Here is a 16,919-nt window from a genome sequence, read left to right on the forward strand (position 1 = left end):
GTTTCCCTAACGCTATGACCATCCGAAAACACTATGAAACCATTATCAACAACCGGCACTTTTGGTTGTTCGTGGTTTCAGAACCAACACAGTGGACGCGAGCAACTGAGGACAAGCCCTCGGCCTATATTAACCAGTCAACTCCACCCGTTACCAGGCTTCCATATCTGGCCTATCACACCCAGTCGTCTACTGGGAGCCTTACCCCATCAAGTGGGTGGGATCCTCATCTCGAAGCAGGCTTCCCGCTTAGATGCTTTCAGCGTTATCCCTCCCGAACGTAGCCAACAGCCATGCCCTGGCAGAAACAAACTGGCACACCAGAGGTTCGTCGTCCGTCCCGTGTCCCTCTCGTACTAGGGACAGCCCTTCTCAAGACTCCTACGCGCAACAGCGGATAGGAGCCGAACTGTCTCACGACGTTCTAAACCCAGCTCGCGTACCGCTTTAATGGGCGAACAGCATCCACACCCTTGGGACGACTCCAGCCCCAGGATGCAGACGAGCGACATCGAGGTGCCAACCCATCCCGTCGTGATATGGACTCTTGGGAAGATCACCTGTTATCCCCGTGGTACCTTTTATCCGTGAGCGACGGCGCTTCCACAAGCACACCGCCGGATCACTAGTCCCGACTTTCGTCCCTGCTCGACCCGTCGGTCTCACAGTCAAGCTCCCTTGTGCACTTACACTCAACACCTGATTGCCACCAGGCTGAGGGAACCTTTGGGCGCCTCCGTTACTCTTTAGGAGGCAACCGCCCCAGTTAAACTACCCACCAGACACTGTCCCTGATCACGGATCACGGACCCAGGTTTAGACATCCAGCACGGACCAGAGTGGTATTTCAACGACGACTCCACACACACTGGGTGCATGCTTCACAGTCTCCCACCTATCTACACAAGCCGAACCGAACACCAATATCAACTATAGTAAAGGTCCCGGGGTCTTTCCGGTCTGCGCTGCGCGAAACGAGCATCTTTAACTCGCTAGTGCAATTTCACCGTGGCCTAGGGTTGGAGACAGTCGGAAAGTCGTTACGCCATTCGTGCAGGTCGGAACTTACCCGACAAGAATTTCGCTACCTTAGGATGGTTATAGTTACCACCAGCCGTTTACTGGCGCTTAAGTATCTCAGCTGCGCTGGACGAATCCAGCTAACCGGTCCCGCTAACCGTTCGCAGCACCGGCAGCGTCAGTCCGTATACATACGCCTTAGCTGAGCTTCGCACGGGACTCTGGTGTTTGTTTGTAGTATACAGTCGCCCCTTTTCTTCTCGCTGGTGCTCGATGGTTGCGTCTGCATGGCCACCGAGCACACAAGGTGGGCGGCTAGCAACGGTGCATAGACTCATCACAGACGGATGGCCATCGCTTCTCTCTCGGCTCCCGAGTTAGCTGTGTCACTTTGACCGAGTTGCCTTAACCATAGTTCACCTCGAACTGCCTCGGATATGAGTCCGCTCCACCTGACCACCTGAGTCGGTTAGGCGTACGGGCCGCATGAAACTCGCTAGAGGACTTTCCTCGCACAGCAGGGTAGGATCATACCACTTCACCACAATCGGCTCGCATCAGGTCTCATCGCTTACGTTGTGACGGGATTTACCTACCATCACGAGCCGACTACCCGTACCCTTCCCACCGGGCAGACCACCGCACGGCGAGAGCTGCGATCTGGACTTCCGTGCGCTGCGTCACGCCCCTATCGCGTTACCTACTACAAGTCTGGTCCGTTCGGCCTCCACCACTTCCCTTTCCCGAAGGTCCAGGACGGCTTCACGGACTAGTGAGCATCGCCTGATTCGATATTGGGCGTTCGTCAAAGCCGGTACCGGCCAATATCAACCGGTTGTCCATCGGACGTACGACCTGTCGGACACGGCCTACGTCCTCTGACTGTACCTCATGGCGCAGATCAGCTATGACTCCAGGAACACCCTTGGTCAATCGGGGTTGCGACAGCGACGTGTTCCTCCTCTCCTCTTCACGTGTGTATCAGCTACTCATGCCTGCATTCTCACTCGTGAACCGTCCACAACTCGCTTCCGCGGCTGCTTCACCCGGCACACGACGCTCCCCTACCCATCACAGTCCCCGTTGGGGGTATGTACTGCAATGACACGACTTCGGCGGTACGCTTGAGCCCCGCTACATTGTCGGCGCGGAATCACTTGACCAGTGAGCTATTACGCACTCTTTCAAGGGTGGCTGCTTCTAAGCCAACCTCCTGGTTGTCTCTGCGACTCCACATCCTTTCCCACTTAGCGTACGCTTAGGGGCCTTAGTCGATGCTCTGGGCTGTTTCCCTCTCGACCATGGAGCTTATCCCCCACAGTCTCACTGCCGCGCTCTCACTTACCGGCATTCGGAGTTTGGCTAAGGTCAGTAACCCGGTAGGGCCCATCGCCTATCCAGTGCTCTACCTCCGGCAAGAAACACACGACGCTGCACCTAAATGCATTTCGGGGAGAACCAGCTATCACGGAGTTTGATTGGCCTTTCACCCCTAACCACAGGTCATCCCCCAGGTTTTCAACCCTGGTGGGTTCGGTCCTCCACGAAGTCTTACCTCCGCTTCAACCTGCCCATGGCTAGATCACTCCGCTTCGGGTCTTGGGCGCGCTACTCAACCGCCCTATTCGGACTCGCTTTCGCTACGGCTTCCCCACACGGGTTAACCTCGCAACACACCGCAAACTCGCAGGCTCATTCTTCAAAAGGCACGCAGTCACGACACAAGAAGCAAGCTCCTTGTGCGACGCTCCCACGGCTTGTAGGCACACGGTTTCAGGTACTATTTCACTCCGCTCCCGCGGTACTTTTCACCATTCCCTCACGGTACTATCCGCTATCGGTCACCAGGGAATATTTAGGCTTAACGGGTGGTCCCGCCAGATTCACACGGGATTTCTCGGGCCCCGTGCTACTTGGGTGTCTCTCAAACGAGCCGCAATGATTTCAGCTACGGGGGTCTTACCCTCTACGCCGGACCTTTCGCATGTCCTTCGCCTATCACTACGGTTTCTGACTCGTCCTGTCGCCGGCAGACGACAGAAGAGAGATCCCACAACCCCCACGACGCAACCCCTGCCGGGTATCACACGCCATAGGTTTGGCCTCATCCAGTTTCGCTCGCCACTACTCCCGGAATCACGGTTGTTTTCTCTTCCTGCGGGTACTGAGATGTTTCACTTCCCCGCGTTCCCTCCACACTGCCTATGTGTTCAGCAGCGGGTGACAGCCCATGACGACTGCCGGGTTTCCCCATTCGGACACCCCCGGATCACAGCTCGGTTGACAGCTCCCCGGGGCCTATCGCGGCCTCCCACGTCCTTCATCGGTTCCTGGTGCCAAGGCATCCACCGTGCGCCCTTAAAAACTTGGCCACAGATGCTCGCGTCCACTGTGCAGTTCTCAAACAACGACCAGCCACCCGTCACAACCCGCCGAAGCAGACCTTTACCGGGGCCAGTACAGAAGGCAACAAGCTCACGCTCGTACCCTCAGACACCCAACAGCGTGCCCGACACGACCAGTTCACATTCACGTTCCACGCCGAAGCAGTACTAGCGAACCCTCACCCATCGTGCCGAATAGTCAACGTTCCACCCATGAGCAACCGTGCAGAACGTTTGTCTGCAGTCGGCTATATGCTCCTTAGAAAGGAGGTGATCCAGCCGCACCTTCCGGTACGGCTACCTTGTTACGACTTCGTCCCAATCGCCAGTCCCACCTTCGACGGCTCCCTCCACAAGGGTTGGGCCACCGGCTTCGGGTGTTACCGACTTTCGTGACGTGACGGGCGGTGTGTACAAGGCCCGGGAACGTATTCACCGCAGCAATGCTGATCTGCGATTACTAGCAACTCCAACTTCATGGGGTCGAGTTGCAGACCCCAATCCGAACTGAGACCGGCTTTTTGAGATTCGCTCCACCTCACGGCATCGCAGCTCATTGTACCGGCCATTGTAGCACGTGTGCAGCCCAAGACATAAGGGGCATGATGACTTGACGTCGTCCCCACCTTCCTCCGAGTTGACCCCGGCAGTCTCCTGTGAGTCCCCATCACCCCGAAAGGCATGCTGGCAACACAGAACAAGGGTTGCGCTCGTTGCGGGACTTAACCCAACATCTCACGACACGAGCTGACGACAGCCATGCACCACCTGTACACCGACCACAAGGGGGCGACCATCTCTGGCCGTTTCCGGTGTATGTCAAGCCTTGGTAAGGTTCTTCGCGTTGCGTCGAATTAAGCCACATGCTCCGCTGCTTGTGCGGGCCCCCGTCAATTCCTTTGAGTTTTAGCCTTGCGGCCGTACTCCCCAGGCGGGGCACTTAATGCGTTAGCTGCGGCACGGACGACGTGGAATGTCGCCCACACCTAGTGCCCAACGTTTACGGCGTGGACTACCAGGGTATCTAATCCTGTTCGCTCCCCACGCTTTCGCTCCTCAGCGTCAGTATCGGCCCAGAGATCCGCCTTCGCCACCGGTGTTCCTCCTGATATCTGCGCATTTCACCGCTACACCAGGAATTCCGATCTCCCCTACCGAACTCTAGCCTGCCCGTATCGAATGCAGACCCGGGGTTAAGCCCCGGGCTTTCACATCCGACGCGACAAGCCGCCTACGAGCTCTTTACGCCCAATAATTCCGGACAACGCTTGCGCCCTACGTATTACCGCGGCTGCTGGCACGTAGTTAGCCGGCGCTTCTTCTGCAGGTACCGTCACTTTCGCTTCTTCCCTGCTGAAAGAGGTTTACAACCCGAAGGCCGTCATCCCTCACGCGGCGTCGCTGCATCAGGCTTTCGCCCATTGTGCAATATTCCCCACTGCTGCCTCCCGTAGGAGTCTGGGCCGTGTCTCAGTCCCAGTGTGGCCGGTCGCCCTCTCAGGCCGGCTACCCGTCGTCGCCTTGGTAGGCCATCACCCCACCAACAAGCTGATAGGCCGCGGGCTCATCCTGCACCGCCGGAGCTTTCCACCCTCAAGCATGCGCTCGAAGGTAATATCCGGTATTAGACCCCGTTTCCAGGGCTTGTCCCAGAGTGCAGGGCAGATTGCCCACGTGTTACTCACCCGTTCGCCACTAATCCACCCCGAAGGGCTTCATCGTTCGACTTGCATGTGTTAAGCACGCCGCCAGCGTTCGTCCTGAGCCAGGATCAAACTCTCCGTGAATGTGTACCCGTAATCGGGTTCAACACTCGCGTTGAGCGGAACAGCCGGGCGGAATAAGCCCGGCCGTTCACAGCGTCCTCGCTGTGTTTTTCAAAGGAACCTCATCCCAACCGAACGGCCGGGACGGGGTTGTTTTATAGTCTGGCGTTGACTTTTGGCACGCTGTTGAGTTCTCAAGGAACGGACGCTTCCTTCGTACTCACCGAGACTCGGTCTCGGCTTTCCTCCGGGCGCTTCCCTTCGGTGTTTCCAACCTTACCAGATCCGTTTTCCGTTCCGTTTCCGGTCCGAATTCCGTTTCCGGCCCCCTGTTGGAGCGGGGTGTTTCGCGCCTTCCGGCGTGATCACTACTTTAGCGGATTTCCCCGGCGACTCCTAATCGGAGTCTCGGACCGAATTCCGGCATGCCGAAATTCATCCCGTTCAGGGGCCGTGCAGTAGTGGATCCCGCCGAGCTGGCGTGAAACGCCGCCCCGGCTTCCTCGCGGACGCCGTGGCAACTCGAAGAACTCTACACGAGGTTCAGGGGTGCTCATGCCCACCCCCCTCGTACTCCCGCCGGCGCAACTGCTCCCCCGGTGCCTCCTGGAGCGCGCGCAGCGACCAGGCCAGGAGGACCCCGACGAACCCGATGGCCGTCAGCCCCGCGGCCGACCGCTCCACGGCCTCGTCCCGCCCCGGGTCCGGGCGCCGGACGAAGCCCTCCCAGGTGCGGCGGAAGGCCAGGGCCGTACAGATGGCCACCGCCCCGGCGACGAGCACGTTCACCAGACCGCCGACCTTGGCGATGGCCAGGCCCTCGTAGCCGAGGGCGCAGGAGGAGGGCGCCCGCGACCGCGGCGGCCAGGCCGCCCACGGCGACGCAGACGCGGCGCAGTGCGTAGCCGCCGCCGTGCTCGACCCAGGTCGTACCGAAGAAAACGGATCGGCTCGGGGGCCGGGGCCGGGGGGCGCTCTCCACTCATGTCCCGATTATCAGGAGCAGCTGTCCGCCACGAAGCCACCGCTGCCCGTCTTCACATAGGAGTCGGAGATGTACTGCCCCGGTCCGATGTTGTCCCAGATGTTCGTCGTGCCGCAGGGGCCGGAGACGTTCTCGCCGCGGGTCTGGCAGCGGATCTGCACCCGGGAGCCCTTCGGGAGGGTCCTGACCACGGGGTTGCGGGTGCTGGGGCCGCTGCGCACGTTCACCTGGTAGCCGGGGGCGATGGCGTACGAGGCGAGGTCGGCGGCCCGCAGTGCGGCGCCTTCCGTCGCGATGGCCCCGTCCTCCGGCGCTGCGGCCCCGTCGAGGATCTCTTCATTGGTCATGGAGCGTCTTCCCCCGTTCCAAAACGACCGTCAGCAGACTGTTGTTGACGGCTGAATGACATGCGCAGGCTAGCAAGGCCCGGCACGCCCTCCCGGGGATCCGGCGTCCCATCGACTAGGCTCCGCACGCCGCCTGTGCGGCCGAGAGGACAACGGGGGTGGGGAATGCCGCCGCTGCGCGACACCGGGAACGGACCGGGAGCGGAGGATCCTGAGTACGCCGGTCGGTACCGCCTGGAAGGACGTCTCGGCTCGGGCGGCATGGGCGTCGTGCATCTGGCGCACTCGCCGTCGGGGCTGCGCCTCGCGGTCAAGGTGGTGCACGCCGAGTACGCGGCGGATCCGGAGTTCAGGGCGCGGTTCCGGCAGGAGGTGACGGCCGCCCGGCGGGTGAGCGGGGCGTTCACCGCGCCGGTCGTGGACGCCGACCCGGACTGCGAGCGGCCGTGGATGGCCACGCTGTGCATCGCGGGCCCCACCCTCGCCTCGTACATCAAGGAGCACGGCCCCCTCTCCCCGGACGCGGTCCGGCGGCTGGCGGCAGGGCTGTCGGAGGCGCTGCGCGACATCCACCGCGCCGGGGTCGTGCACCGGGACCTCAAGCCCAGCAACGTCCTGCTCGCCGATGACGGTCCGAAGGTCATCGACTTCGGCATCTCCCGCCCGTACGACAGCGAGTTGCGGACCGAGACGGGGAAGCTGGTCGGCACGCCGCCGTTCATGGCGCCCGAGCAGTTCCAGCGGCCGCGCGAGGTCGGGCCGGCGGCGGACGTGTTCGCGCTGGCCTCGCTGCTGGTCCATGCGGCGACGGGGCGCGGGCCGTTCGAGTCCGACAGTCCGTACCTGGTCGCGTACCAGGTGGTGCACGACGAGCCGGACCTGGCGGAGGTGCCCGCCGACCTGGTGCCGCTGCTGCGGGACTGCCTGGCCAAGGACCCGGCGGACCGGCCGACGCCGGACGCGATCATGTCCCGGCTGCCGGCGCTGGCCGAGCACGAGCGGCCCACCGTGCCGCGGCTGCCGGACGTGTCGGCGGCGTACACGTCGCGGCCGCCTCGTTCGTCCCGTCCGGCCGGTCCGTCCAGTCCCTCCCTTCCGGAGCGGTGGCAGCGGGCGGACACGCCGGTGACGCACTCCCGTTCGGCTTCCGATTCCGCTTTCCGCGGTCCGTCCGCGCCGCGTTCCCGGTGGCGGCGCACCTCGTGGTTCGCCGTCGGGGCGCTCGTCGTGGTGGCACTGGGTGTGGGCGCCGGCTGGGCGGTGAACCGGGCCGGTTCCGGGAGCGAGCCGCTGCAGACGCGAGCCTCCTCCGCGGCACGCTCGGCCTGGCAGCCCTGGCAGACCTCCCTCGGCAAGGGCCGGGCGGGCTCCTGCGCCTACGGGGAGGACGGCCTCTTCTGCTCGGCGCCCGGACTGCTCGCGGTCCGTATGAACGCGCCCGACGGCCGGGTGGTCTGGCGGCGCCCGGCGGCGCCGGTACGGTCCGGCAGTGCCGTGCCGACGGGGGCGCCGGTCGTCGGCGGGGGGCTCGTCCACGTGCTGTCGGCGGACGGCCGGGAGCTGCTGGCCCTCGACGCCGCCTCGGGCAGCACGCGCTGGACCCGGGACGTGTCGCGGTACACGGCGCGGGTCCTGCCCGCGGGCGACGCGCTCCTGCTGGTCGCCGGGGACGGCACGGTGACCGCGCTGGACGCGCGGAGCAACCGGGAGCTCTGGCAGCGCCGGATCCCCGGGTTCCGCAACCCCGTCCTCTCCTCGTACGGCACCGGGCCCGTCTACGCGGTCGGCCCGGCGCCGGACGACCGGCGCACCCAGGTGGCGGCCGTCGACCCGGCGACCGGACGCACGCTCTGGCAGTGGACGGCGGACGGGACCCTGCAGGCGGTGGGGGCCCGTACGGACGGCGGCCTCCATCTGACCGCGACGGACCGGGAGAACCGGGTGTCCGCCGTCGTCCGCTACGACCCGGCGGCGCGGCGGGAACGTCGGGTTCCGCTGAATGTGCCGCTGTACACGGCGAGCGCGGTGGCGCGCGGCGATGTGGTCTACCTGCTGGCCGGGGGCGTGGCCGGGGGCGGCGGGCTCACTGCCGTGGACACGGAGCAGGGGCGACGGCTGTGGAAGCTGGAGACCTCGGTGTCCAATGCGTCGGCGCTGGTCACGGACCGGCGCCGGGTGTACTTCTCGGCGGCGGACGGCCGGTTGACGGCGGTGGACGCGGAGCGCGGGTCGCTGCTCGGCCAGACGCGGGCGCGGCCGGCGGGGCCGGACCGGGGGTTCGCGGGGGAGGTGCCGGCGCCGGTGGTGGCACGGGGGAGGGCGTTCGGGTCGGCGCCGGACGGGACGGTGTTCGGGGTGGGGGTGCGGGATCCTGCGCGGTGGCGGTGAGGGGTTGTGCCCCGGTCCCGCCCTTTCACCGTTTCCCGCAGGGGCTGCGCCCCTCGGCCCCGCAGCGCGGCTGCGCCGCGGTGGGCGGGGGCTGCGCCCCCTGCACCCCACTTCCGGGGCTCCGCCCCGGACCCCGTATCGCGGCTCCGCCGCTCGTCCTCAAGCGCCGGACGGGCTGAATAGTGCACGCCCGGCGCAAATCCAGCCCGTCCGGCGCTTGAGGACTGGGGGTACCCCCCTCTGGGGGAGCCCGCAGGGCGCTTCGGGGGCCAGGGGCGAAGCCCCGGGCAGGGGGCGCCGGGGGGGCGCAGGGGCGAAGCCCCGCTCACCGCGCGGAGCGCGGGCCCCCGCGCGCGGCAGCGCGCCGCGGGGTGGCGCAGGGGCGGCAGCCCCTGCGGGAAACGGTGAAAGGGCGGGCCAGGGGCGAACTCACCCCAGCCGGCTCACGTCCCGCACCGCGCCCCGGTCCGCGCTCGTCGCCATCGCCGCGTACGCCCGCAGCGCCGCCGAGACCTTGCGGTCGCGGTCCGCGGGCGCGTAGACGCCGCCCAGTGCGGCCCGGCGGGACGCCAACTCCTCCTCCGGGACGAGGAGTTCGATCGACCGCGCGGGGATGTCGATGCGGATCCGGTCCCCGTCCCGCACCAGCGCGATCGTTCCGCCGGACGCCGCCTCCGGCGACGCGTGGCCGATCGAGAGGCCCGAAGTGCCGCCGGAGAAGCGGCCGTCCGTGACCAGGGCGCACGCCTTGCCCAGGCCGCGGCCCTTGAGGAACGAGGTGGGGTAGAGCATCTCCTGCATGCCGGGGCCGCCGCGCGGGCCCTCGTAGCGGATGACGACGACGTCGCCCTCCTTGATCTGCTTCCGGAGGATCTTGTCGACGGCCTCGTCTTGGGACTCGCAGGACGACGGCCGGGCCTTCGAAGGTCCCAGATCGACTCGTCGACGCCGGCGGTCTTCACGACGCAGCCGTCGACCGCGAGGTTGCCCTTGAGGACGGCCAGCCCGCCGTCCTTCGAGTACGCGTGCCCGGCGGATGCGGATGCAGCCCCCGGCCGCGTCGAGGTCCAGGCTCTCCCAGCGCCTCGGACTGCGAGAAGGCGGTCGCCGAGCGCCGGCAGCCGGGCGCGGCGTGGAACAGTTCGACGGCCTCGGGGGACGGCGAACCGCCGCGCACGTCCCAGGACTTGAGCCACTCGGCGAGCGAGGCGGAGTGGACGGTTGTGCACGTCCTCGTTGAGGAGCCCGGCGCGGTGGAGCTCGCCGAGGATGGCGGGGATGCCGCCGGCGCGGTGCACGTCCTCCATGTAGTACGTCCCGCCGGGGGCGACGTTGGGGGCGACCTTGGCGAGGCAGGGGACGCGGCGCGAGACGGCGTCGACGTCCTTCAGGTCGTAGTCGAGCTCGGCCTCCTGCGCGGCGGCGAGCAGGTGCAGGATCGTGTTGGTGGAGCCGCCCATGGCGATGTCGAGGGCCATGGCGTTCTCGAAGGCCGCGCGGGTGGCGATGGAGCGCGGCAGGACGGAGTCGTCGCCCTGCTCGTAGTGGCGCTTGGTGATCTCGACGACCGTGCGGCCCGCGTTCTCGTAGAGCGCGCGGCGGGCGGTGTGGGTGGCGAGGGTGGAGCCGTTGCCCGGCAGGGAGAGGCCGATGGCCTCGGTCAGGCAGTTCATCGAGTTGGCGGTGAACATGCCGGAGCAGGAGCCGCAGGTGGGGCAGGCGTTCTCCTCGATGCGGAGGACGTCCTCGTCGGAGACGTTCTCGTTCACCGCGTCGACGATCGCGTTGATCAGATCGAGCTTGCGGACCGTGCCGTCGACGAGGGTGGCCTGGCCGGCCTCCATGGGGCCGCCGGAGACGAAGACGGTGGGGATGTTGAGGCGCATCGCGGCCATCAGCATGCCCGGCGTGATCTTGTCGCAGTTGGAGATGCAGATCAGGGCGTCGGCGCAGTGCGCCTCGACCATGTACTCGACGGAGTCGGCGATCAGGTCGCGGGAGGGCAGGGAGTAGAGCATCCCGGCGTGGCCCATGGCGATGCCGTCGTCGACGGCGATGGTGTTGAACTCGCGGGGGACGGCGCCCGCGGCGAGGATGGCGTCGGAGACGATGCGGCCGACCGGCGCGAGGTGGGTGTGCCCCCGGCACGAACTCGGTGAAGGAGTTGGCGACGGCGACGATCGGCTTGCCGATGTCCTCGCTCGCTACACCGGAGGCCCGCATGAGGGCGCGGGCGCCCGCCATGTTGCGGCCGTGGGTGACGGTGCGGGACCTCAGCTGGCGCATGTGCTGCACTCCTCCGGGATGCGGCTGGTCCTTCGAGCCTACGCTCAAGATCCAAGATCCGGACAGGGTTTCCGCCATGCGAGACGCACCGGAGATCAGCCCAGCAAGTGCGCCTGCACCGCGGGCCGCCGCCCGCGCCACCACGTCCTCGAAGTCCACCGACGCCAGCGGCTCCACCTTGATCACGTGGCGGAGCAGGGCCACGCCCACCAGCTGGGCCGCCGCCAGCTCGGCGCGCAGCCGCGCGTCGGGGACGCCGAGGCGGCCGGCGATGGGCAGCATCAGCCGCTCGGTGACGAGTTCGCGGAAGACCTCGGCCGCGGCCTCGTTGGCGACGGCCGAGCGGACGATGGCGCGCAGCTGCTCCCGGGTCGCCGGGTCCTCCCAGACGCCGAGGACGAAACGGGTCAGCCGCTCCCCCACGTCCTCCCGGCCGCCCTCCAGCACCACGCCCGGGGCGGCCAGCGCGGGGGCGAAGTCCAGCTCGACGGCGGCGGCGAAGACCCGTTCCTTGGGGCCGAAGTAGTGGTGGACGAGGGCCGGGTCCACGCCCGCGCCCTTGGCGATGGCGCGGATCGACGCCCCGTCGTAGCCCCGCTCGGCGAACTCGGCCCGGGCGGCGGCCGCGATGCGCTCGCGCGCCCCGGGGCCGTCGCCGGCCTCGGCGCGGGACGGACGGCCGCGGCGGCGCGGAGGCGGGCTCTGCGGTTCCGGCGGGCTCACGGCCGGGCCGCGCCGGTCGGGGAGGCGAGGTGCAGCCGGGTGAAGGCGAGCGCCTCGGCGAGGTCGGCCTCGCGTTCGGCGGCCGACATGGCGCGCCGGGTGTTGACCTCGATGACGACGTGGCCGTCGAAGCCGCTGACCGCGAGCTGTTCCAGCAGCTCGGCGCAGGGCTGTTTGCCGCGGCCGGGGACCAGGTGCTCGTCCTTGTTGGAGCCGTTGCCGTCGGCGAGGTGGACGTGGGCGAGGCGGTCGCCCATCCGGGCGACCATGTCGAGCGCCTCCGTCCGGGCGGTGGCGGTGTGCGAGAGGTCGACCGTGAAGTGGCGGTAGTCGTCCTTGGTGACGTCCCAGTCGGGCGCGTAGGCGAGCAGTTCGCGGTCGCGGTAGCGCCAGGGGTACATGTTCTCGACCGCGAAGCGGACGTCCGTCTCGTCGGCCATGCGCCAGATCCCGCGGACGAAGTCGCGGGCGTAGGAGCGCTGCCAGCGGAACGGCGGGTGGACGACGACGGTGCCGGCGCCGAGCTTCTCGGCCGCGGCGCGGGCCCGTTGGAGCTTGACCCAGGGGTCGGTGGACCAGACGCGCTGGGTGATCAGCAGGCAGGGCGCGTGGACGGCCAGGATGGGCATCCGGTGGTAGTCGGAGAGCCGGCGCAGGGCGTCGATGTCCTGGCTGACGGGGTCGGTCCACACCATGACCTCGACGCCGTCGTAGCCCAGCCGGGCGGCGATCTCGAAGGCCGTCGCCGTGGACTCGGGGTAGACCGAGGCCGTGGACAGGGCGACCTTCGCGTCCGGGATCCGCACCACTGGCTCTGTCACGAGGGACAGCGTACGACCGCCCCTCACGCGGCGGGCAGGTGGTCCGGTGCTACCGCGGGAAGGTGGTCCAGCCTCCGCAGGATGACGCCCTCGCGCAGGGCCCAGGGGCAGACCTCGGCCTCGTCCACGCCGAACAGGTCCATCGCGGCCTCGGCGACGAGGGCGCCGGCGAGCAGCTGGGAGGCGCGGCCCGCCGACACGCCGGGCAGCGCGGCGCGCTGCTGCGGGGTCATGGCGGCGAGCCGGGGCACCCACGCGGCCAGCGACTTCCGGCTGAGGGTGCGCCGGTCGCGCGGGCCCTCGCCGGCGAAGCGGGCGAGCTGTTTGAAGGTCTTGGAGGTGGCGACCGCGCGGTCGGGGGAGCCGACGCGGGTGAAGCCGCCGACCACCCGGGCGATCTCGGTGCGGACGTGGCGGCGCAGGGCGCGGACGTCCTCGGGGTCCGGCAGCGGGTCGGGCAGCCGGGCCGCGGTCAGCCGGCCGGCGCCGAGCGGGAGGGAGGCGGCGGAGTCGGGGTCCTCGTCCATGCCGTAGGCGATCTCCAGGGAGCCGCCGCCGATGTCGAGGACGAGCAGCCGGCCCGCGGACCAGCCGAACCAGCGGCGGACGGCGAGGAAGGTGAGCCGCGCCTCCGTCTCGCCGCTGAGCACCGGCAGGGCGATGCCCGTCTCCTCGCGGATCCGGGCGAGGACGGCGTCCGCGTTGGCCGCCTCGCGGACGGCGGAGGTGGCGAACGGCAGGACCTCCTCGACGCCCTTGTCCTCGGCCGCCTCCAGCGCCTCCCCGATCACCCGGACCAGGCACTCGACGCCCTTCTCCCCGATGCCGCCGGAGCCGTCGAGGAGCTCGGCGAGGCGCAGTTCGGCCTTGTGGGAGTGGGCCGGCAGCGGGCGCGCGCCCGGGTGTGCGTCCACCACCAGCAGGTGGACCGTATTCGAACCCACGTCGAGGACACCGAGTCTCATGCCGAGCACGCTACTGGGGCCGGTGGGGACACATAGGCTTGAGGTGTGGCAAAGACGAAGAAGGCGAAGTCCTCCAAGCATCCGGTGGTCCCCGACGAGGTCGGGCTGGACTTCGCGCGCGCATGGGTCGAGTTCCCCGACCCGGCCGACGACGAACAGGTCTTCCGCTGCGACCTGACCTGGCTCACGTCGCGGTGGACCTGCGTCTTCGGCAGCGGCTGCCAGGGCATCAAGGCGGGCCGGGCCGACGACGGCTGCTGCACGCTGGGCGCGCACTTCTCGGACGAGGAGGACGAGGAGCGGGTGGCCGGCCACGTGGCCCGGCTGACGCCGGACATCTGGCAGTTCCACGAGGTGGGGACGGACCCGTCCGGCCCGGGGTGGACCCAGCTCGACGAGGACGACGAGCGGCAGACGCGCCGCTGGAAGGGCTCCTGCATCTTCCAGAACCGTCCGGGCTTCGCGGGCGGCGCGGGCTGCGCGCTGCACATCCTGGCGCTGCGCGAGGGCCGCGAGCCGCTGGAGACCAAGCCGGACGTCTGCTGGCAGCTGCCGGTCCGGCGGACGTACGACTGGATCGAGCGGCCCGACGACACCAAGGTCCTCCAGGTCTCGATCGGCGAGTACGACCGGCGGGGGTGGGGCCCGGGCGGCCACGACCTGCACTGGTGGTGCACCTCGGCGCGGTCGGCGCACGGGGCGGGCAAGGCGGTGTACGAGAGCTACCGGGCGGAGCTGGTGGAGATGATGGGGCCGCGGGCGTACGCGCGGCTGGTGGAGCTGTGCGAGGAGCGGATGGCTTCGCTGCTGCCGATGGCTCCGCATCCGGCGGATCCGGCGGAGCCGGCCGGTTGCTGACGGGGGAGCCCCACCCCGCCCTTTCACCGTTTCCGTGGGGCTGCGCCCCTGCGCCACCCCACCGGGGGCTCCGCCCCCTGGCCCCCCGAAACCGCGCTCCGCGCGGTTGTCCTCAAACGCCGGACGGGCTGATCTGTGGGGCTGGGGGCCGCGCCCTCAGGAAACGGAGAAAGGGCGGGGCTGGGGCAGTCTCACCACCGCACCCCCCGGCATCAGCACCACCCGCCCCCACCCCCACCCCCGTCCCCGCTCCCCGTCCGCGGACACGGTGACCGTCACACTCCGCCCGGGCCGGAGCACGCCGTCCACCCCGCTCAGCCGCAGCCACGGCGCGTCCGCCGTCGCCGACCAGCGGACCTCTCCCCCCATCGCGGTGAGCGTGACGAGCGTGTCCTCCCCGCGCTGCCGGGCGGTGACCGTCAGGCGGCCGGGGGCCAGGGCGTCGCCGGTGTCCTCGAAGGGGGCCGAGGCCCCGTCGGGGACGCCCGCCGGAACGCCCCGGCACGCGGCCCACAGGGCCAGCGCCGGCGCGGCGACCACGGTCGCGACGACGGTGGTCGTGACGGCCCCGTACCGCAGCCGGCTGCGCCGGCCCGCGCGGTCCCGGGGCGGCCGGGGGAACCCGTCCCGGCCGTAGCGCGGCCCGCGCCCTCCGGCGCAGCGCCCCATGGCCGCGCGCACCTCCTCGACGGGCGGCGCCCCGACCAGCGGCGGGACCGCCGCGGAGGCGCTGGTCCCGGGCCAGGAGCCCGCGGCGGCCCGCTCGGCGGTGCGCCGGCAGCCGGCGCACTCGTCCACGTGCCGGACGAGCACCCGCCGCGGGCCGTGCGCGAGGCGCGCGAGCGCCGGGCAACCGCCCCGTTCCGCGACGGCGAGCGCGAACCGGGCCCGCTCGACCTCGCAGGCGCCGCTGGAGATCAGCGCGCGGGCCGCACCGGGGTCGAGCCGCAGGACGGCGGCGACCTCCCGGGGCGCGAGCCCGTGCCGCACGGCCAGTTCGAGCGCCTCGGGCCAGGCGTGGTCCGCGGCGGGCCAGGGGCCGCGCCGGCCCAGCCAGGCCCAGCGGGCCAGCGCGTAGAGCCAGGGCCGGAGCGCGCGGCCGGCGGGCGCGCGGTCGGCGCGCCGCTCGGCGTGGGCGAGTGCCTCGCCGAGCGCCGCGGTGGCGGCCCCCGTGTCGCCGAGCGCGGAGAGGCAGTAGGTGAACAGGCCGTCGAGGTGCGGCACCCAGGGGACGTGGCTGCTCGTCGTCATCCCGGCGACCGTAGGCCGACGGCGCCGACCCATTCGCGCCACTCACCCGGTTTTACCCCGTACGGGGGATGTGACCTGTCACAGCGGCCGGGCTCCGGCTGTCAGTGGCTACCGCTACGGTGACCCGCATGGCTGCTGCCCGTACCTCCCGCTCGTCCAAGGACCGGCCCTCCTACCGCTGCACGGAGTGCGGCTGGACCACCGCCAAGTGGCTCGGCCGCTGCCCCGAGTGCCAGGCGTGGGGCACGGTCGAGGAGTACGGCTCCCCTGCCGTGCGCACGACGGCGGCCGGCCGGGTGACGTCCGCCGCCGTGCCCATCGGCCAGGTGGACGGGCGGCAGGCGACGGCGCGCGGCACGGGCGTCCCCGAGCTGGACCGGGTGCTGGGCGGTGGTCTGGTGCCCGGCGCGGTGGTGCTGCTGGCGGGCGAGCCGGGCGTCGGCAAGTCCACGCTCCTGCTGGACGTCGCGGCGAAGTCCGCCTCCGCCGAGCACCGCACGCTGTACGTGACGGGAGAGGAGTCCGCGAGCCAGGTCCGGCTCCGGGCCGACCGCATCGGCGCGCTCTCGGAGCACCTCTACCTCGCGGCCGAGACGGACCTGTCGGCGGTTCTCGGCCACCTCGACGCGGTCAAGCCGTCCCTGCTGGTCATGGACTCGGTGCAGACGGTCGCCTCCCCGGAGATCGACGGCGCCCCCGGCGGCATGGCCCAGGTGCGCGAGGTGGCGGGCGCCCTGATCCGCGCCTCCAAGGAGCGCGGGATGTCGACGCTGCTCGTCGGCCACGTCACCAAGGACGGCGCGATCGCCGGCCCGCGCCTGCTGGAGCACCTGGTGGACGTCGTCCTGCACTTCGAGGGCGACCGGCACGCCCGGCTCCGCCTGGTCCGCGGAGTGAAGAACCGGTACGGGGCGACGGACGAGGTCGGCTGCTTCGAGCTGCACGACGAGGGCATCACCGGTCTGGCCGACCCGAGCGGCCTCTTCCTGACCCGGCGCGCCGAGCCCGTCCCGGGCACCTGTCTGACGGTCACCCTGGAGGGCCGCCGCCCCCTGGTGGCGGAGGTCCAGGCACTGACGGTGGACTCGCAGATCCCCTCGCCCCGGCGCACCACCTCGGGCCTGG

General features: G+C 69.1%; 7 protein-coding genes, 2 rRNA genes and 3 pseudogenes. 3 read left to right on the forward strand and 9 right to left on the reverse strand.

Features of this window, described 5'->3' with window-relative positions; genetic code table 11:
- Positions 1-107 precede the first annotated feature (107 nt).
- From ABD794_RS15565 to ABD794_RS15580, 4 genes and pseudogenes are all read right to left on the reverse strand, one after another.
- A 23S ribosomal RNA gene (locus ABD794_RS15565) occupies positions 108-3,392 on the reverse strand.
- 275 nt (positions 3,393-3,667) lie between these two features.
- Positions 3,668-5,191, reverse strand: a 16S ribosomal RNA gene (locus ABD794_RS15570).
- Together the 16S and 23S rRNA genes form the textbook arrangement of a ribosomal RNA operon.
- Before the next feature lie 522 nt (positions 5,192-5,713).
- Positions 5,714-6,156: pseudogene (locus ABD794_RS15575) on the reverse strand (EamA/RhaT family transporter).
- Between the two features lie 10 nt (positions 6,157-6,166).
- Positions 6,167-6,502, reverse strand: a complete 336-nt coding sequence (locus tag ABD794_RS15580; RefSeq protein WP_344963920.1) for an SH3 domain-containing protein — start codon at positions 6,500-6,502, stop codon at positions 6,167-6,169.
- A 165-nt stretch (positions 6,503-6,667) separates the two neighbouring features.
- Between ABD794_RS15580 and ABD794_RS15585 the strand changes: the two genes are divergently transcribed.
- On the forward strand, positions 6,668-8,890 hold the full coding sequence (locus ABD794_RS15585; protein ID WP_344963922.1) for a protein kinase domain-containing protein: 2,223 nt from the start codon (positions 6,668-6,670) through the stop codon (positions 8,888-8,890).
- Between the two features lie 429 nt (positions 8,891-9,319).
- Here ABD794_RS15585 and ilvD read toward each other — a convergent pair.
- The 4 genes and pseudogenes from ilvD to ABD794_RS15610 all read right to left on the reverse strand — a co-directional run bounded on the left by ilvD (position 9,320) and on the right by ABD794_RS15610 (position 13,685).
- Positions 9,320-11,176, reverse strand: a pseudogene (gene ilvD / locus ABD794_RS19350) (dihydroxy-acid dehydratase).
- A 183-nt stretch (positions 11,177-11,359) separates the two neighbouring features.
- Positions 11,360-11,899: pseudogene (locus ABD794_RS15600) on the reverse strand (TetR/AcrR family transcriptional regulator); the annotation flags it as partial.
- Entirely contained in the window at positions 11,896-12,720 is an 825-nt protein-coding gene (locus ABD794_RS15605) for a sugar phosphate isomerase/epimerase family protein (RefSeq protein WP_344963924.1), read from the reverse strand. The pseudogene ABD794_RS15600 and the gene ABD794_RS15605, both read right to left, overlap by 4 nt.
- A 23-nt stretch (positions 12,721-12,743) precedes the next feature.
- Complete coding sequence (locus tag ABD794_RS15610) at positions 12,744-13,685, reverse strand: Ppx/GppA family phosphatase (protein ID WP_344963926.1); 942 nt, start codon at positions 13,683-13,685, stop codon at positions 12,744-12,746.
- 45 nt (positions 13,686-13,730) lie between these two features.
- Here ABD794_RS15610 and ABD794_RS15615 point away from each other — a divergent pair, with 45 nt between their 5' ends.
- On the forward strand, positions 13,731-14,543 hold the full coding sequence (locus ABD794_RS15615) for a DUF3109 family protein (RefSeq protein WP_344963928.1): 813 nt from the start codon (positions 13,731-13,733) through the stop codon (positions 14,541-14,543).
- A gap of 156 nt (positions 14,544-14,699) precedes the next feature.
- On the opposite strand, the gene ABD794_RS15620 is transcribed toward ABD794_RS15615, so the two are convergent.
- A complete protein-coding gene (locus tag ABD794_RS15620; RefSeq protein WP_344963929.1) occupies positions 14,700-15,794 on the reverse strand; it encodes a hypothetical protein in 1,095 nt (364 codons plus the stop codon).
- A gap of 128 nt (positions 15,795-15,922) precedes the next feature.
- Here ABD794_RS15620 and ABD794_RS15625 point away from each other — a divergent pair.
- A partial coding sequence (locus ABD794_RS15625; protein WP_344963931.1) for a DNA repair protein RadA occupies positions 15,923-16,919 on the forward strand: 997 nt, incomplete at its 3' end.

This window comes from Streptomyces thioluteus, from assembly GCF_039535865.1.